Raw genomic sequence first — 19,592 nt, 5'->3', positions numbered from 1 at the left:
GTATGAGCAAGAACACTGAAATGGAAAGTATCTCTTTTGACTTACCGAAGAACCAAAGCAATGTCATAAAAGTCATTGGTGTTGGAGGAGGGGGAAGCAACGCAATAAACCATATGTTCCAGGCAGGAATAAATGGAGTTGATTTCGTTATCTGCAATACCGATTCGCAAGCTTTGGACAATAGTCCGGTTCCCAATAAAATACAACTTGGTGTATCCCTGACCGAAGGTTTGGGTGCGGGGGCGAATCCCGAAGTTGGTGAACAGGCGGCCATTGAGAGTATGGAAGACATAAAATCTATGTTGGATACCACCACGAAAATGATATTCATTACTGCTGGTATGGGCGGGGGAACAGGTACTGGTGCTGCCCCTGTTATTGCCAAGCAAGCAAAAGAAATGGATGTTCTTACCGTCGGTATCGTAACCATGCCTTTTCAATTTGAAGGAAAAATGCGTTGTGATCAAGCCCAACAGGGTATAGAGAAACTACGTGCCAATGTTGACTCGCTCATAGTCATCAATAATAATAAGTTAAGGGAGGTTTATGGTAATCTAGGTTTTAAGGCAGGTTTTTCCAAAGCAGATGAAGTGTTGGCGACCGCTGCTCGTGGAATTGCGGAAGTTATTACCCATCATTACACACAGAATATAGATTTACGTGACGCTAAAACCGTTCTTTCCAATAGTGGTACCGCTATTATGGGGTCAGCCATGGCATCTGGTTCATCAAGGGCCAATGAAGCTATAATGAAAGCTTTGGATTCGCCATTGTTGAACGATAATAAGATTGCAGGGGCTAAAAATGTATTGTTGTTGATCGTTTCTGGATCACAGGAAATCACCATTGATGAAATTGGTGAGATCAATGACCATATTCAGACTGAAGCTGGATACGGTGCCAACATCATTATGGGAGTTGGTGAGGATGAATCTTTAGGTGAAGCTATTGCCGTAACCGTTATTGCCACGGGTTTTAATATTGATCAACAAGATGATATCGTAAATACGGAATCAAAAAAGATAATCCATACACTCGAAGATGAACAAAAAGCAGTTCAGGATTTAACTCCCCAGAATGTTGTACATCAATTAGTGGAAGATGAGGAAGAAATTGCCGAGTTGGTCGTAAAATCGAAATTGGAAGAAATTGATGGTTTGGATTTGATTCCAACAACGAATTATATCAGGAATTTCAATGTTTTCTATGACGAAGTCGTTGCAGAAAACGTTTCCGAAGATGATTTCGTCATTTTCGAGACCAAGGATAGGATAAAGGATATTGAGGTTGTAGACCAAGAAGTGGTTTCGCCAACTCAAGCAGATGAAGATCAATTCGCATTTAGTTTTGACATGCCTTTGAACAATAAAAAAGAGGATAAGGATAACGTCATTACTTTTAACCTTGAAGATGAGGTTAAGGATATGGATGTGAACGAGCATGTAGAAGTAATCCCAGTCTTGGAATATAATAAGGAAGGTGAGACCCGTTACAGTTTAGACGATTATATGGAGTTGGAAAACCAACTTACAGGAGCCAAATCAAAAGCAGAGGAATTTGAGCCTAAGATCGTTGAGGATGAATTGGTCTTTGAAAAGAAAACAGTGCAGCAGCCGGTAAAAAGGGCAGAACAACAAACAGAGGAAGTTGATCCGATGGATAGCCCGATAGAAGAATTATTAAAACAACGTGCTGATGAGCGTAGAAGAAAGTTGAAAGATTTCAATTATAAGTTTCAAAATAATTTGAGCAATATCGATGAAATCGAAAAGGAACCAGCGTATAAGCGACATGGGGTTAACCTTAATGAAAATCCGGTACAGAAAAAAGTATCCAGGACTACTTTGAGCGAGGACAGCAATGACGAGATACAATTGCGTTCCAATAACTCTTTTTTACATGATAATGTGGATTAACCCACCAATTGAATAACCTGCTTTAAACCCGAAAATAGCTCATATTTTCGGGTTTATTTTTTATCTTCGTACTCTTAAAAAACTTTAGATTATGAGTTTGCAAACACAGGTAATGGAAAAGATGAAAGCTGCTATGAAAGCGAAAGATACGGTAGCTTTGGAATCATTACGGGCTATTAAATCCGCGATACTTTTAGAACAGACCAGTGGAGGTTCTGGAGGTGAACTTTCTGAAGTTGAAGAAACCAAGTTGGTTCAAAAATTGGTTAAACAAAGAAAGGACAGCGCGGCTATCTTTACGGAACAAGGTCGTGAAGACCTTGCTGAACCGGAATTGGCGCAAGCTGCGATAATAGAACAATTTTTACCTGAGCAATTGACCGAAGAGGAAATAGAAAAAGTGGTTGTACAAACCATTGATTCCATTGGCGCACAAGGTATGAAGGATATGGGTAAAGTCATGGGAATGGTGTCAAAGGAATTGGCGGGACAAGCAGATGGAAAAACCATTTCTACTATTGTAAAAAATAAACTATCTTAGCGCGCTCTTAACCGAGTACTAAATAATTACTGGCTCCGTGGCGCAACTGAATAGCGCATCAGATTTCGGCTCTGAGGGTTGGGGGTTTGAATCCCTCCGGGGTCACTTAAATAGTAAGGCAACTAATTGATAATCAGTTAGTTGCTTTTTTTATTCTCAAAGATGTGTCACTTTTTGTGTCACTTTTTATCACTGATTTAAAGTTGGCTGTTTAGTTTTAAATTTAAGAAGAAGGGACTAAGGGCCAAATTGTTCTAAGCTAATCTATTTCGCGATTTGTGTAGCTCTTAAAAATTTTGTTTAATAAGTGCTCCTCACTTTAATACTTTATTAGTATTCATCTTTCCAATAATGTTTCAAGAATTACTTTATTAGGTATATAATTCTATTTCTTTTTGTGTAATAATTTAATGACCCATTCGTTGAATTATATATAATTAAAATCTTTTAAAATGAAAACCTACAAATCCTTATTTTATTTAATCGCTTTAGTCTTTACGTTTAGCTTTATCTCTTGTTCTGATGATGATTCTGATGATCAAGAAGCAACAGAATCAATTATCGGTGAGTGGTTATTTGTTTCAGAAAATGATTACTATTGTGGCACCGATGACGTTAGAACCGAAAGATTAGCTTCCGATAACGATTATGAATATACTCTTGTTTTTGGTAGTGATATGACATACAAATTCTATATAGATGGAGTTTTAGTAGATTACGAAGACCAAATGGGTACATGGGAAAATTTGGGAGATGGTTTTTACCAAACAAATTATACAGTTAATGGTGAACCTGAAAGTGAGATTTTTGAAGTGGAGTTTGAGGGTGATTTAATGAATTTAGGAGTAGATGACCCATGTGTTGATGCTGGTGGAGATAATATTTACACCTACGAGGTCTGGACTAGGCAATAATATTCATGACTTTTTATTTTAAATTAAAGACAGCTTAAACAGCTGTCTTTTTTATTGGCGTAAATAGCTTTTATACCATCATTTTTTTACTTTTAGATACTAAAAAAAATCTGATCGCTTTTATATTTCATTCATTTGAAAATAAATATGTTCTACATAACATTTTATGACAAATAACAAACTAAACCTATCCACCCTAGAAAGCTGGCTGTGGGATTCCGCAAACATATTAAGAGGAAGTATCGATTCTTCGGATTTCAAAAACTACATCTTCGGATTGTTGTTCCTAAAACGTTCCAATGATGTTTTTGAAGAAGAAGTTGAAAACATTATGCGGCATGAGGGAGTTTCCAGAGCAGAAGCCGAAGACGAAACCTATTTTCAGCTGCCAGAAGAATCACGTTGGGAAAACATAAAGAAACATACCGAAAACATTGGTATTGCATTGGACAAAGCCTTTGCAGCTATAGAGCGTGAGAACACCTCGTTAGAGGGGGTTATGACCGCCACCAAGTTTGGTGATAAAGAGAAGCTGTCAGATGAGTTGTTACAACGTTTGTTAAGGCACTTTAACCAACATTCATTGCGTAATGACCACCTAGAATCTAATGACCTCCTAGGGGATGCCTATGAGTATCTGATTAAGATGTTTGCGGATGATGCTGGCAAGAAAGGTGGTGAGTTTTATACACCTAGAGGGGTGGTACAACTCATAGTACAGTTGATTAAACCAGAACCCAAACAAAAGGTATATGACCCTACCTGTGGCTCAGGGGGTATGTTGATTGAATCTGCCAGATACATTGCACAGAAACCTAATGGTAAAGTGGGTAACAACGTAAATGTTTCGCTTTTTGGACAAGAAAAGAACTTGGGTACCTGGGCAATAGGTAAGCTGAATATGCTGCTCCATAACTTTATGGATGCCGATATTAGAAAGGGTGATACGTTGACGACACCACAGCATAAGAATGACAATAACGAATTAATGCTATTTGATAGGGTAATTGCCAACCCACCCTTCTCACAGGGTGGATGGTGGACGCCAGCCGAAAACTCCATTGAAGTAAAGCTGGACAAAAATGGAAAAGAAAAGAAAATATCTCCTAATTATAATACAAAAGTAAGCGACCCTTACGGACGTTTTCAATACGGAATACCACCTAGAGGGTATGCCGATTTAGCATTCTTACAACATATGATTGCTGTGCTTAAACAAGATGGTAAAGCTGGCGTTGTTTTGCCTCATGGTACGCTGTTCAGAAGCGGTAATGAAGGTAAAATTAGAAAAGCTTTATTAGAAGGCGATTTGGTGGAAGGCATTGTAGGCTTGCCAAGTGCGTTGTTTTATAACACAGGAATACCTGCTTCAATTTGGATTATCAACAAGAACAAAACCGAAGCGCAGAAAGGCAAGGTTACCATTATTGATGCCAGTAGCGATTTCAAGGATGGTAAAAACCAAAATGAATTATTGGAAGAGCACGTTAGTAAAATTGTAACAGCTTACGATGGTGCTGTGGATGTTGACAAATACATGCGCATTGTTGATGTTGCTGAAATTGCCGAGAACGATTACAACCTTAACATTTCACGGTTTATTGACACCTCCGAACCAGAACCCGAAGTGGATATCCAAGCAGTACACCAAAAGTTAGCTGCATTGGAAGAGAAAGAGGCTGATATTGATAAGAAGTTAGCAGGGTTTTTAAAAGAGTTAGAGGTATGACCAATAGCGAAGAACATGTCTGGAAAAATAAAACATTAGGAGACGTATCAATTATTACAATGGGTCAATCCCCGTCATCGACTTCTTATAATGAAGACGGTATTGGAAGTTTTTTGATTCAAGGTAATGCCGATATAAAGAACAGGAAATCTTCACCTCGTCAATGGACTTCTGAACCAACAAAGTTATGTGATGTTGGAGATACTTTAATGACAGTTAGAGCACCTGTTGGTGCTGTCGCAAAATCAACCCATCACGCATGTATAGGACGTGGGGTATGTTCTATCAAACCAAAAAATGTTGATAATGAATTTCTGTATCAATTTCTCTTATCATACGAAACAAGATGGAAAGCATTAGAGCAAGGAAGTACTTTTACTGCTATAAATGGTAATGACATTAAAGGAGTTAAGATTCCTTACCCCCCTCTCCCAGAACAACAAAAAATAGGCGAAATACTTAGCACGGTTGATGCTAAAATTGAAGTCATAGACCAACAGATTACCGAAACCCAAGAACTCAAAAAAGGCTTAATGCAACGTTTATTGACCAAAGGCATAGGTCATACCGAGTTTAAAGATTCTCCTTTGGGTAAGATTCCTAAGAGTTGGGAGGTTGTGAAACTAGGTAAATTAGTTTCAAAAGTAGGTAGTGGAAAAACGCCCAGAGGCGGAAGTGAATCTTACCTTGATAAAGGAATTATATTCATAAGAAGTCAAAATGTGTTAAGAGGAAAATTAAAACTTTCCGATGTGGTATTTATATCAAAGGAAATACACAATTCTATGAATAACTCTAAACTCCTAGCAAATGACGTCCTGCTCAATATAACCGGTGCTTCAATTGGTAGAAGTTGTGTACTGCCTAATGATTTTAGAGAAGGAAATGTTAATCAACATGTCTGTATAATTCGAACAAATTCAACTCTTAATTCACATTATTTATCTCAATTATTAAACTCTTCGTTTGGAGTGAATGCAATTAATAAATTTCAGGCGGGGGGCAATAGAGAAGGGTTGAATTTTCAGCAAATAAGGTCATTTGACATACCTTTCCCTGAAAAAGAAGAACAAGATGAAATATGCACAATACTAAATACTGTCGATGAGAAAATAGAGGTTTTGTCAATTAAGAAAAATAGCTACCAAGAATTAAAGCAAGGATTAATGCAGCAGTTGTTAACTGGTAGGGTTCGGGTAAAAGTGTAGTTTATAAGAAAGTTTAATTATGGAAGAGAATAGTCATTTTGATAAAAAGTCTATAAAACTAATACAAGGCAAGTCTGCTAACTGGCAGGAGCTAGCTAAAGATTGTGTTTGCTTTGCCAATGGGGTAGGTGGCGAAATACATATTGGTATTGAAGATGAAAGAGAATTGCCAGAAGCTTCCCAAAAAATTAAACAAGAACTAGTGGACAAATTAAACAAAACAATACCACAGTTGACTATTAATGTGGGTATTATTTCCTCAATTGAAACAGCTGAAAATGGAGGTGAATATATTAATCTAAAAGTATTAAGAAGCAGTCAAACCATAGCTTGTACCTCTAGTGGTAAATATTATATGCGTGTTGGAGATGAATGTAGACCTCTTTTGCCAGAAGACATGAGTAGAGTTGCTGCAGATAAACAAGCTTTTGTATGGGAAGAAAAAGTAGTACGTAAGGTAGGATTAGAGAAAGCAGATTACCAAATGAGAGATGCCATATTGGCTGATATAATAAACTCGGAACGTGTTAGTCAGTTTGTAAAAGAAATGTCTAGAGAAGAGCTTTTGGAGTATTATCTATTAACGTCAAACGAATATTTAACAAACTTAGGGGTTTTGTGGTTTGGCAGTAGAAAAGATAGGGCTCTATTGCATTATGCACCAACAATACAGTTTATTAAGTTCGATGAAAATGGAAACAAGATAAACAAAAGACTTTGGGATGATTTTAGTAAAAACCCAAAAGAGTTATTAAACGAAATAATTGCTTTACCAGACTGGAAGGAGTCCGTAGAAATATCAGATGGAATTTTTAGGAAAACAATTCCTAATTATGATATTGAAGTTATTCGAGAAATAATAGCAAACGCTTTAGTGCATAAAGTGTATACAATGAGAGGTGACATTTTTATTAATTTATATCATGATAGATTAGAAGTGCATTCACCTGGGAGGTTACCTTTGGGGGTTACACCATCTAATATTATTTCGAAATCTGTACAACGTAATCAACATCTATCTAAAATATTTCATGACTTAAAATTAATAGAAAAAGAAGGTAGTGGATATGATAAGGTTTTCGAAATACAGTTGTTTAACGGTAAGCCAGAACCTATTGTTGAAGAATGGGACGATAGAGTTATTGTAACTTTGAAAAAACAAATTATTAGTAAAGAGGTAGTTAGATTAATGTCTAATGTTAATGATGAGTTTAACTTAAACCAAAAAGAAATTATCACTTTAGGCTTAATTGCTCAAAGTGGTGTCTTAACGTCTATTGCATTGTCAAATAAATTGTGCTTAAGAAACAACGATTCCCTAAAGTATTGGATGGGTAACTTACTTAAAAACGATATTGTTTTAAGTAAAGGTAAAACAAAAGGAACTGAGTATTTTGTTAACCCTAAGTTGCTGAAAGAAGTAGATTTTAAAGGTAAAACAGATTTAAAGAAAATTGAGCCTCATCGATTGGAGCATTTAATATTAGAAGATTTAAAAATATATGCACCGGCAGCAAAGTCGGATATTCACACTAGAGTGGGGTCTGAGATCCATGAGAAAAAATTAAAGAGGTCTATAGATAAATTGATAGAGGAAGGAAAAGTTGTCAAAATTGGAGAAAAGCGAGGAACTCAATATAAGTTATCGGACAAAAAGCAATAAATAACAACATAATGTCCGATAATTGTCCAATAACTGTCCGATATAATTAAATTATGAACCATTCTCCAGAATATACCCATAGCGAACTGCCCGCCATACAATTGTTCCAACAGATGGGATATCAGTACTTAGATGCCAGACAACAAGATGAAAGAACAGATATCACTGAGGTCATATTAAAAGTCAGGCTGTTGGCAGCTATCAAAAGGCTAAACACTTGGATTAACGATAACAATCTCAATAAAGCATATAACGAGATAACAACCGTGAATGGGGCGTCCTTAATGGAAATCAATGAAAAGGTCTGGGAACTCATTAAAGGGGGTACATTTACTTTAAAGCAGACCATAGATGGGGTTGAAGAATTTAAAGTGGTTCACTTTATAGATTACTTAAACCCTGAGAATAATGACTTTTTGGTGGTCAACCAGATGAAGTATCATGGTAGGTATCAACACTCCATACCAGATTTGGTGGTATATATCAACGGCTTACCTATTGGTGTTATCGAGTGTAAGTCCCCCACAGCGCAAAATGCTTGGGACAAAGCCTACAGCGATTTAAAATATTACCAAGAAAACTCTGAAAAGTTGTTTCACTACAATCAAATTTGTGCAGGTATTTGGGATATTGGTGGTAGGTATGGAGCAATTAACTCTCCACAGCAGTTTTATTCCGTCTTTAAGACTAGTAAGGAAGATACTGATATCATCAACCAAGCCAAGAAAGACCAAGACAAACTCATTTTGGCACTATTTAAGAAAGACAGGGTGTTGGATATCATTCGGCACTTTGTATTGTTTGAATTGGAAGAAGGTAGTACCATTAAAAAGCTGCCTAGATACCAGCAACTAAGAGCCACCAACAAAACCATTGCACGCTTACAAGGGGGTGAAGGTGGTGTGGTTTGGCACACACAGGGTTCTGGCAAGTCCCTAACAATGGCGTATGTAACCCGTAAACTGCAAGCACCTGAATACGGTTTTGACAACCCTACGGTACTGATAATGACAGACCGTAAAGACTTAGACAGACAGATTACCACTACCTTTCAAAATGTAGGTTTCAAGAACGTGAACCAAGCCTCTTCTGTGGTTCATCTGGACAAATTATTGCGCAACGATTACGGGGGAATCATCACAACTACCTTGCAGAAGTTTCAAGAAACGGATAAAGATGCTACTACCTCAACCGACCAAACAGAGTTAGAGGAGCGTGGGAATCTGATGATTGAAAAACATATCAACGATAAAATCCTCACCAAGGTTACCAAAGAACTTCAAAAGGGGAAATGGGTCGAAATAGAACGAGTAGAAATAGAACTGGAAGAACTATCCGAAAAGGAGAATCTTTACATTCTAGTGGATGAAGCACACCGCAGTCATTATGGTTTTCTAGCATCTTTTATGCGCACCGTATTACCCAACGCCAAATTTGTTGCCTTTACGGGAACACCCATTTCTAAAGAAGATAAATCAACCTTAGCGGAGTTTTATGGTGGTGAATATATCGATGTATACACTATCATGGAATCTGTGGCGGATGGTGCAACCGTTGAGTTGTTGTATGACGAGGGAATAGCAAAACTAGATGTTAAAAAAGAGGAACTAGACCAAGAGTTTGAAGAGCAATTTGGTCATCTTTCAGAAGAGAAGAAAGATAAACTTAAAAGGGAAGCCTTACGCAAATACCAATTATCGGCAGAGCGCATTGATGCCATAGGTAGACACGTGGTTGACCATTATAGGGATAAGATATTTCCTGATGGTCATAAAGCCATGATTGTCTGTAGTGGCAGGGAGGCAGCAATTAAATATCAAGAAGTATTGGAGTCCCTTAAAGCACAAGGCTATCACAATTTTGAATCTAAGGTGGTGATTAGTTTGGGTTCTCCAAAGTCGGACGGTATTGCAAAAAGCTACTATGAGACCTTAGAATGGAACAAGGAAAACCCCAATGATAAACGACCTGTCTTGGTCGTACCACCTGAAGATATCAAGGATGCCACCGATGATTTTAAGTTACCCTTTGGGAACGTAGCGGAAAAGGAGAAATCTGGCAAAAAGAAGTTTGATAATACAGCTTTCATGATTGTATCGGATATGCTGTTGACAGGTTGGGATGCACCTATAGCATCTTGTTTGTATTTGGACAAGCCATTAAAGGAACATAACTTGTTGCAAGCTATTGCAAGGGTCAACCGTTCCAGAAAAGGAAAGAATGCTGGTTATATTGTGGATTATAACGGTATCACAGCGTATTTGATTCAAGCATTGGAAATCTTTTCAGGTGATATTAGACCAGATGATATCTTAAAGAACATCAATGAAGAGTTTCCTAAGTTGGTTATGAACCATACCAAGCTGGTCGACTTCTTTAAACCTATGAAGATTGACAGAAACTATGAACGAGAGAACTTTATTGATGCCGCTGTGAGGTTCATTGAACCTATCAACAAACGTGACGATTTCAAGGTCTTGTTAAAGGATTTCAATAAGTCGATTAATATTGTCCTTCCCAATACCAAAGCATTAAAGTATCAAGGGGATTTTAAACTCTTCAATGAGATAAAGTTAAGGGCGAGAAACGCATATCCAGAAGATGAAGAGTTGAAAATTACCAAAGACGAAAGCAAGATGCTTCAATCTATGATTGATGAACATTTGAAGGCAGAAGGAGTTGAAAGTTTACTGGAAACGCCTATTTCAATTATTGATAAGGATAAGTTTAAGGAGGAAATCATGAACGCATCACCAGCCACCAAAGAGTTGAAGATGCGAAATAACTTAAAACATACAATAAAAGTTGGCTTAGATAAAAATCCAGACTTCTATAAACCTTTGGCACAGCGACTTGATGAACTGTTGAAGCTAAAAACAGAACAACGGATCACACAATTAGAATTACTAAAAGCCTATACGGAGATACAGGACGAGATTATCGAACAACAAAAAGAAGGAGAAGAAAAAGGTTTTAAAACTGAACGAGAGAGAGCTGTTTATGACTCTATGAAGTTGTTGTTCGGAGAAGATGCGGAAGACGCTACAAAGACGATATTTGACCTTATAAAAGGGGAATTGGATATTGTGGGATGGCAACGAAAAGGACAGGTGAAAAAAGATATTGAAAACAAGATTAGACGCTACTTGACCACAGCCAAGATAGAACGTGAAGATGCTAAACTGAAAGCCAAGGAAATGGTGGAAGTATTAATAAAGAACAAGGATGCCTAGCGTACAATACGGAAATAAAACCATAGCGTATTCCTTTAAGGAAAAGGAGAAACTCAAATCACACTATATCACGGTAGATAAAGGTGATGGTGTGGTATTGAAAGGTAAATCTATTTCTGACGAGAAAGCGGAAAAACTTATCTTAAAAAAGGCAAAATGGATACTGGATAAATTGGACTTGGTAAGTTCCATTAGTGACGATGATATTGTAACAGGTTCAAGAGTACAGTACTTAGGAAGAAAATACTATGTAGAGGTATTTGTGAACAATGAAATTGATGAAGTTATAATAGACTTTACAGAATCTAAATTTAAAGTTTCATTGCCTAAATCATTAAACAATCAAGAGGAATTAAAGAATGCCTTTGAAACCTTTTTGAGAGCCAAAGCCAAAGAGAAAATCACTCCAAGAATCAAGAAATTAGCAAAAGTTACTGGGTTGGAATATAATAATCTCAAAATTCGAAAATTAAACAAACGGTGGGGAAGCTGCACACCTTCCAATGATATTATTATAAATATTGATGCTGTGAAACTACCTTACAGCTTAATTGACTACCTTATAGTTCATGAACTGGTTCACACTAAGATAAAGAGCCATTCAAAAGAATTTTGGGCTGAACTTTCAAGGTTTATCCCAAATTGGCAGGAATTGGATGAAAGGTTGTACGGGATGAAGTTGTAGGCTTTGGAAATAGTTATGTTAATTGATGCAAAAAGAACAAGATATAGTTGGGTTAAAGAATTATATTCTAAAATCTATAGACCACCTCATAGGGCAATTACAATCTGAGCAAAAGGCCTATTTTGAAGAAGATACACGGTTTTCTTTAGATGTTCTTCATCCGGATTTGGAGTTCGATAAAATGTCTAAAATGGAGATTACGGCATTTCAACGCAAACACGGAATTAAAGTTGGGGATAGGATTCTTGTATGGTCCGAAGATTATAAAAAAGAGGTTATCTCAAATAACATGGTTTCAATCTTAGCCAGTGTAATTGGAAATGTCGAAATGTTTAGGTCTAAGACCTTACAACAATTTGATTTCGGTTCAATGGAAATTCTAGTTGATTTTTTGAAAATTGAGTTAGCCTATTACCATAATTTGTTGAGTAACCATGAGGGACGACTGTACTATGATTCTGAATATAGAAAGAGCACTAATAGTGGATTAAAACACAGATTCGATGCTATTTGGTTTATAAATGAACAGAATGATTTATGGGATTTAAATAAGGAGCGGTTGTCGGACAGAAATTCCGCCAGGGATACGGATTATCCTTTTGTTTTAATCAATTTGCAACAATGGATTGATTATGAAACTTCATTTAGGCTATTGCACCTAATAAAAGGATTGCGAAATAAAGGTAACAATATGTTATCCCAAAATTTAACAACTAAAAGTAATGATATAGGCCAATTTCCAGAGGATAAATATTATTCTGAAATATTTAAGGATTTAAAAGCGGAAGAAGTGTTCAATGATGTGCTCGAAGAGTTTGATGCTCTGGATAGAAATGGAAATGCTATAAAAAGGGGGTTTCAGGGGGTTTGTGAAGCATTCTTTTCTTTATATAAAGAAGATATAACTTTTATTAAAAGAAATGCTACCACCGCAAAATTTATTGATTTTCTGAGATCGAAATACAAAGCAATAATAAAAAGTGATACAAAATTATCTGATGGTTCTGCATATCGCAGTAGAATGAAACGATATGTTGATAGGAAGAGGATTAAGTAGGATATACCTTTTGAATTTAATTACATTTTAAAAGAATAAAGTTCCATTTTTTTAGAATAACCAACTTCACATATTTGCCATGAACATTAAATATTATATGTCATGGTAAAAAAAATAACACAATTAGAAAACGTAAGTGCCAGTGATTTGACTCGTTCCATCCTGGACGGGGTCGAACAAAAAATCAAAGCCTTGGAGCAAAGGCTAACTTCCAAAGAACCACCCGAATTTCTAGATAGGAAACAAGTGGCCAAATTTCTAGGGGTCTCTCTGGTGACTGTACATGAATGGTCCAAGAAAGGCATATTGGTGCCGTTTAAAATTGGTAACAGGGTTCGGTATAAACGAGAGGATATTATTGCAACAATGGAACGTTCCAGAGAATCATGAATTTCCGGGGTAATCAAAAGCTATAGAATGTTTCATGAGGAAACCTGAAAACCCTCTCAAGCGATAAGAAAAATAAAGCTTGGTATTCTTAAACAGAATAAGTCTATAAAATAATTATTATGAATCTTAATCAAGCAATTGAACATCTTTCAATACGATTACAAGGCACTCATCTAGAGGTCAACAATCAGGATAAAAATGCATTTAACTGCATCCTAGACTATATTAATACTACCCTAGATGAATCATTTAATCGTAATAAATATTTTGCGAACCTATATGCTTATTGTCTTGGTTTATTATTAGAAAAGTACCAAACAACGATTGACAATCCAATACCACATAAAGAGCTGCATAAAATTATTGATACTCCATTTGAAAATATTATTGAAGATATAACCAACAAAATGAACAACCGATTAAGGTGTTCATTACTAGAACATGCAGGCGGCCAATTGGATAAACAGCAGTTGATTTCTTTCCAAGAAAAGGGTGAGGTGGTCAAAAAACTTATTGAATTGTTATCTATTAGTAAAAATAAAAATGCCTTTTTTGGAAACGCTTGGTCTGTAGAAGAAGTATCGAAAGGCATCAAAGTTCAACTTGAAAATTTCAATCCATGACATACAACAAACTACCATTAAACGAGAAGTCGGACCAAAACAAAAGATTTGCCCAAAAAAAATTAGAAGAGATAATTGATAAATTACCATCCGTGTATCGCGAAATTATTGAAAACGCCTTCTTGCATAAAAGAATACCAAAAGAATATATGTTGACTTCAATTCTATTCGCTTTTAGTAATGCCGCAGGTTTAGCATTCAAAGTTGAGCACAATAATTATGAAAACTATGCTAATCTATATTTTGCCCTAATTGGTAGTAGAGGTGATTCAAAATCACCAGCTATGACTCTTGCCACAAACAAACTAAATGACTTTGATAACGAAGGATATGTTAAGTATCAAAAAGAAAAAAAAGAGGCTAATGACAATGTCAATTCTGACCACAACATAATAAATATCAAACGAAAACAATTATTGATTCAAAATGCCACAATAGAAGCGGCTATGTTTACTCATTACCAGAACCCATACTCCATAGGTTTATTTGTTGATGAGTTGTATGGACTAATCGAAAAAATGGGCAACAATAACAATAATGAAGGGGCAAATTGGAGATCGTTTTTACTTCAGGGATTCACAAATCATCATATCGACGTAGGTAGAAAGACAACCGAAAGTTATAGGATGCCCAAATCATACCCTACAATTTTGGGGTCGATTCAGCATCAGTTCATTCCAAAAATGTTCGCCAACGGTAATCTTGAAAGTGGCTTTATCGATAGAATATTATTTACAACACCATTGACCAGCAACAATAAACTGTCTAAAGGATTTATTGCTCAATTTGTAATTGACAACTACAATAATTCTCTCAAAACCCTCTTGGATTACCGAAAACACATGGAAAGTGAAAAAAAGGATTTCACGATTCCGTTCGAAAAAGATGCGGAGGATATGTTAAACGATTATCTTCAAAGGCTTATTTACAAAAAAGATAGCCTTCCTAGTCTACAAGAGGAATACAATGCTAAAATGCAGATAAGCATATATAAACTTATTATTCTGGTCCATTTAATGAGTAATTCCATAAACAAGGATTACCAATCTAAAATAACTGCTAAAACAGTCGATTTAGCCATCCTTATCAATGAATTTTATTTTATCAATTTCAAAATAGTAATAGGTTTAAAAAATAAAGACATTGATGATAAGATCTTCAATAAAGAATTGATTAAAAGAGCTAAACGGAATAACGCATCTCAAAAACAAGTAGTGGAATTAACAGGAATCTCCAAGGGTCAAGTATCAAAGTTATGGAACAATAAGAGTTCAGGAAACTGGAAACCGGAAACCAATCTCTGAAATACCCTATAAACATTACTTACTTGGCAGATTTGGTCATTAGTTTAAGTTTCCAATCTAATCGAGGTACTTAAAGATTTGGAAACTTAGTTTAGATATTTAATAACGTCTAACGCCTGTTATCATTGACTCTTGATTAATTTGTTTCCGGTTTCCAGTTTCCTTACCATACTACCACTCGTTTAACAAAGAAGAACTTAGAGGATTTAAGAAAAAGTCCAATCTTTAATCAATTATTAAAAACTACTACTTAAATGACTACCATTTGGGTATGGACCTACCCCATGAAGTTTTGCCTAAACTCATAAATCCTCAAGGAAAAACCAAAGAAAAGGGTATTAGACTACCCTTTTACCTACCCACTTTTGCCTATATAAATGTGCAAGTAAATATTTATTCAAAAAATTGTATACCAACAGTTTAACCTACTAGGGCAGAAGGCAGGTAGGAGACTACCCGATATTGTTTTGCTATATTTCTTTTGTTCACATAGAAAACCCTAGTAAAAGGGTATTAGACTACCATATTCCCTACCCACCCTTATCTACTTAAATATTCAGTTAAATATTTATCAAAAAAAAACAGTAAACCAACAATTTAACCCTCTAGGAAGGAAATTAGGTAGAGTCCTACCATGCCAAGTTGAGCAGGGACAGCTGTAATTTAATAGGGTGATTTAGCTTTTTAAGAGAAAAATTTATTTTCCGAAATCTTCATAGCTCTTTGAAGATTATTCGCCTTTATATAGTTGTAGAATACCCTTTCAGAGGAATGTCCACTAATGGCCATAATATCAATTGCAGGCATGCCGGACAAATAGGCATTGGTACAAAATGATCTTCTTCCTGTATGATTGGTGATTAATTGGTGTTTTTTGTATTCTTCGGTTTCTTTAATTCCTCCAGTTGTTCTTGTAATCTTAACCAATGTATCAATCCCAGATTTTTCACCGATTATCTTTAAAGCATAGTTGATATGTTGTTCTGGCATTTTATTGGGAAGTTCTCCATTCCGTTTATTGAGAATTTCAATCACTGTAGAATTAATTGGTATTATAATTGGCTTGTTATTTTTTTTAGTGGTTAACTGGAAGTATTTTTTGTTATCGACTGTAATTATGTTGTCTTTTTCAAGCTTATTAAAGTCGCTTACCCTTAAGCCAGTGTTTGCGGAAATTAGAAATAGATCGCGGGCTCTATCCATTTTGTCTTTGGTGAGAAAAACACCAGTTTTAGTCTTTATGTTTTTAAAATCGGATAAATCCAGTTTTTTTATTCTTTTCAGTTCTTCGGTATTAAGAAAGATGTGGTCTATTACCTCGGTAGGTTTTTTAAAATATTTTTTGCGGCACTCAGTATTGGTGTGGTACCCGAGTTCATGACTTGCAATCAAGATTGTTTTGAGGATTTTTATTTGTGTACCTATATAGTTGGTTGAGTATCCTTGCTCATATAACCAATTGAGATAATCGTTATAAAATTTATAATTGATTTTGTCATAACGTACTCTATAAACGGTGTCATTAAATCTTTTTATAATGCAATAAGCATTTCTATAGGTTTTGGCTGTTCCTTTCTGGAGGGGCTTTGATGAGCTAATTAATGGCTTAACTGAGTAGTTTTCAATAAACCAATCATAAAAGGGTAAAAGTTCAATTGCAGTGTTTCCTTCTTGATCTTTGGTTTTTTGGAAGAATTGATCACAAAAATCAATAAGTATGTCATTACTTATGGCAGTGTTTTGTTTTTCAAGTAGCTTGGTGTATTTTTTATTTAATTGGTGTTGCAGGTCATCCAATTTGTTATTGATGTAGTTCTTGTCTAATTCCGCGACCATATTTTTTATCCGCATGGTTTTGGTGTCCCAGTTTTTAATATTTTGAACCTTGAGTCCAGTGGAGTATCTAAGTCTGGATTTTGTGCCGTAATTGAAGTGTAATTGAATAATGCCGGATTTGTTGCTTGCCTTTCGTATTTTATAGGTCAATTTAGCCATTTTGTAAAACTTTATTCAATGTTAATCAAAAAGTGACACACTTTCAAAAATGTGTCACTTTTTGTGTCACTTTTTTTTGAAGTAAGAAGGTTGCGGAAGGTTCGTAAATATTGATATGTTTTTGCTAAACTTACCTTAAATTAGTAATAAGCAGAGTATTAGAAGTAAGGTGGGCTAAAGTTGGTTATGATTGGATATGGTAATTTGTAATCCCTCCGGGGTCACGAATAAGTCAAAAAGCAAGCAAAATCATAAAGCTTGCTTTTTTGATTTTGTGGCTTTTTGACTTTCAAGGCGGAGCCTTGTAGGGAAGGGCGGGAGCCAATCCCGGTATGATTTTGTGGCTTTTTGACTTTCAAGACGGAGCCTTGTAGGGAAGGGCGGGAGCCAATCCCGGTATGATTTTGTGGCTTTTTGACTTTCAAGGCGGAGTCTTGTAGGGAAGGGAGGGAGCCAATTCCAAATTCTAATTTTATTGATTTTAACGGCTAACGGCTAACGGCTAACGGCTAACGGCTAAGAGCCAAGATATCTATCGAGAAGTGTTGGAATTTTACTAGAGGAAGGCATCATCAAGTCAATCTATATATTTCAATTTTTTGTTTTCGCCAAAATGGAATTTATAATCATCGGTGCATGTATCCTCGAGTTTTCTATAAACCATTTGTGTGTTTCCATACCGCCACAAATGACCCCGGCAAGATAAAGTCCTTCTACATTCGTTTCCATGGTCTCCTTATTGTATTGAGGAAGCTTTTTTTCATCATCGGAAAGTTGAACCCCTAATTTTTCAAGAAAACTGAAATTTGGTTGGTATCCGGTAAGTGCCAAAACAAAATCATTTTCCAACTCAATCGTGCCTTCGGGAGTATCTACGATTAGCGATCCAGGTTTTATTTCTTGAACGCTTGAGTTAAAATAAGCTTTTATACTTCCTTCCTCAATTCGGTTGATGATATCTGGTCGTACCCAGTATTTAACCCGTTGTCCAACTTCATTCTGTCGTATGATCAGTGTAACTTCCGAACCTTTTCGATAACATTCCAATGCTGCATCGATGGCGGAGTTACTTGCTCCGATTACGGCTAATTTTTGATTGGCGTAAAAATGGGGATCTTTATAATAATGGGAAACCTTATTAAGTTCTTCCCCGGGAATACCCAATAAATTGGGTATGTCATAAAAACCGGTAGCTATGATTACCTGTGAAGATGTATATGTTTTTTTATCGGTTCGTACCTTAAAACCATCATTGGTTTTGGTTACATTATCCACTTTTTCAAAAAGGTGCATATTAAGGTCATTACTCGTAACGATACGACGATAGTATTCCAAGGCTTCATTTCTTTTCGGTTTGGCTTCGTTACTGATAAACGGAATACCATCAATCTCCAATAAATCCGAAGAAGAAAAAAATTGCATGTTAACAGGGTAGTTGAAAAGGGAATTTACAATGGGTCCCTTTTCAATGATAAGGAAATTCAACCCATTCTTTTTGGCTTCCAATCCGCAGGCAATACCTATAGGTCCGCCACCTACAATTACTATATCATAATGGTTCATTCGTGTACGATTTCCTTAAGTTCATGTATGGTTTGTGTTGGGTTGTCACTTTTGAACACAAAACTCCCGGCCACTAATATATCGGCTCCGGCATTGACGAGGGCTTTGGCATTTTTAGAGGTAACGCCTCCATCTATTTCAATCTTTGTTTTTGCCCTTTTTCCTAGAATCATGGCCTTTAATGACCTGATTTTTTCGTAAGTATTTTCGATGAAAGACTGTCCGCCGAAACCAGGGTTCACACTCATTAGGCATACTACGTCAATGTCTTTTATGGTGTCTTCCAATAAGCTTATATTGGTATGCGGATTAATGGCAACTCCGGCTTTCATCCCTTCGGCCTTTATGGCCTGTAATGTGCGATGAAGATGATTGCAGGCCTCATAATGTACGGTAAGCACACTTGCCCCTAATTCGGCAAAGGTTTTTATATACCTGTCAGGGTCAACGATCATTAAATGAACATCCAATGGTTTTGTAGCGTGTTCCTTAATCGCTTTGACAACGGGCATTCCGTAAGAGATATTTGGTACGAAAACCCCGTCCATAATATCTATATGATGCCAATCGGCTTCACTTTGGTTCACCATTTCAACGTCGCGTTGCAAGTTGCCAAAATCGGCTGCTAAAAGAGAGGGGGCTATTTTTATGTTGCTCATAATACGTTATGCAAGGATTTATGCAAAAGTAAGGATTTGCCATGGTATTCAACAAGGGCTGCATTATCTTAAATTCGGATTGTTTTGTGAATTAAACGATAGCCTTGTTTTT

Annotated in this window: 15 protein-coding genes and 1 tRNA gene; 13 read left to right on the top strand and 3 right to left on the bottom strand. The window is 36.2% G+C overall.

From position 1 onward, the window contains the following. The first annotated feature begins 2 nt into the window (after window positions 1-2). The 13 genes from ftsZ (at window position 3) to GJ691_RS16525 (ending at window position 15,263) form a co-directional block, all read left to right on the top strand. The gene (gene ftsZ / locus GJ691_RS16585; protein ID WP_154368933.1) at window positions 3-1,916 is read left to right on the top strand and encodes a cell division protein FtsZ; all 1,914 of its coding nucleotides are present in this window, start codon (window positions 3-5) and stop codon (window positions 1,914-1,916) included. 91 nt (window positions 1,917-2,007) lie between these two features. Beyond that, the gene (locus tag GJ691_RS16580; RefSeq protein WP_154368931.1) at window positions 2,008-2,457 is read left to right on the top strand and encodes a GatB/YqeY domain-containing protein; all 450 of its coding nucleotides are present in this window, start codon (window positions 2,008-2,010) and stop codon (window positions 2,455-2,457) included. A gap of 31 nt (window positions 2,458-2,488) precedes the next feature. Then, window positions 2,489-2,562, top strand: a tRNA-Arg gene (locus tag GJ691_RS16575). 347 nt (window positions 2,563-2,909) lie between these two features. Beyond that, the gene (locus tag GJ691_RS16570) at window positions 2,910-3,371 is read left to right on the top strand and encodes a hypothetical protein (RefSeq protein ID WP_154368930.1); all 462 of its coding nucleotides are present in this window, start codon (window positions 2,910-2,912) and stop codon (window positions 3,369-3,371) included. 166 nt (window positions 3,372-3,537) lie between these two features. After that, window positions 3,538-5,100 (top strand): type I restriction-modification system subunit M, encoded by a 1,563-nt coding sequence (locus GJ691_RS16565; RefSeq protein ID WP_154368927.1) that lies wholly within the window; start codon window positions 3,538-3,540, stop codon window positions 5,098-5,100. Beyond that, window positions 5,097-6,308 carry a restriction endonuclease subunit S gene (locus GJ691_RS16560; protein ID WP_154368925.1) on the top strand — a complete coding sequence of 404 codons (1,212 nt, stop codon included), beginning with the start codon at window positions 5,097-5,099 and terminating at the stop codon, window positions 6,306-6,308. The genes GJ691_RS16565 and GJ691_RS16560 overlap by 4 nt, the downstream gene beginning before the upstream one ends. Window positions 6,309-6,327: 19 nt before the next feature. Then, window positions 6,328-7,971, top strand: coding sequence for an ATP-binding protein (locus GJ691_RS16555; protein ID WP_154368923.1), 1,644 nt, complete (start codon window positions 6,328-6,330; stop codon window positions 7,969-7,971). A 53-nt stretch (window positions 7,972-8,024) separates the two neighbouring features. Then, window positions 8,025-11,204, top strand: coding sequence for a type I restriction endonuclease subunit R (locus tag GJ691_RS16550; RefSeq protein WP_154368921.1), 3,180 nt, complete (start codon window positions 8,025-8,027; stop codon window positions 11,202-11,204). After that, window positions 11,197-11,889, top strand: coding sequence for a M48 family metallopeptidase (locus GJ691_RS16545; protein ID WP_154368919.1), 693 nt, complete (start codon window positions 11,197-11,199; stop codon window positions 11,887-11,889). The genes GJ691_RS16550 and GJ691_RS16545 overlap by 8 nt, the downstream gene beginning before the upstream one ends. A gap of 25 nt (window positions 11,890-11,914) precedes the next feature. Beyond that, window positions 11,915-12,946: a hypothetical protein gene (locus GJ691_RS16540; RefSeq protein ID WP_154368917.1), complete on the top strand. Its 1,032-nt coding sequence runs from the start codon at window positions 11,915-11,917 to the stop codon at window positions 12,944-12,946. 102 nt (window positions 12,947-13,048) lie between these two features. Beyond that, window positions 13,049-13,336, top strand: coding sequence for a helix-turn-helix domain-containing protein (locus GJ691_RS16535; RefSeq protein ID WP_154368915.1), 288 nt, complete (start codon window positions 13,049-13,051; stop codon window positions 13,334-13,336). 119 nt (window positions 13,337-13,455) lie between these two features. Further along, entirely contained in the window at window positions 13,456-13,959 is a 504-nt protein-coding gene (locus tag GJ691_RS16530; protein ID WP_154368913.1) for a hypothetical protein, read from the top strand. Continuing rightward, entirely contained in the window at window positions 13,956-15,263 is a 1,308-nt protein-coding gene (locus GJ691_RS16525; protein ID WP_154368911.1) for a DUF3987 domain-containing protein, read from the top strand. The genes GJ691_RS16530 and GJ691_RS16525 overlap by 4 nt, the downstream gene beginning before the upstream one ends. 684 nt (window positions 15,264-15,947) lie before the next feature. On the opposite strand, the gene GJ691_RS16520 is transcribed toward GJ691_RS16525, so the two are convergent. From GJ691_RS16520 to rpe, 3 genes are all read right to left on the bottom strand, one after another. Then, window positions 15,948-17,099, bottom strand: coding sequence for a tyrosine-type recombinase/integrase (locus tag GJ691_RS16520; RefSeq protein ID WP_179955158.1), 1,152 nt, complete (start codon window positions 17,097-17,099; stop codon window positions 15,948-15,950). A 750-nt stretch (window positions 17,100-17,849) separates the two neighbouring features. Beyond that, entirely contained in the window at window positions 17,850-18,821 is a 972-nt protein-coding gene (locus GJ691_RS16515; protein ID WP_154368907.1) for a YpdA family putative bacillithiol disulfide reductase, read from the bottom strand. Continuing rightward, a complete protein-coding gene (gene rpe, locus GJ691_RS16510; protein ID WP_154368905.1) occupies window positions 18,818-19,480 on the bottom strand; it encodes a ribulose-phosphate 3-epimerase in 663 nt (220 codons plus the stop codon). The genes GJ691_RS16515 and rpe overlap by 4 nt, the downstream gene beginning before the upstream one ends. Window positions 19,481-19,592 lie beyond the last annotated feature (112 nt).

The sequence above is a fragment of the Maribacter luteus genome, from assembly GCF_009674825.1.
Lineage (GTDB): Bacteria > Bacteroidota > Bacteroidia > Flavobacteriales > Flavobacteriaceae > Maribacter_A > Maribacter_A luteus.
The sequence above is the reverse complement of the archived record's forward strand: the minus strand, read 5'-3'. Positions and strand labels throughout refer to the sequence as shown.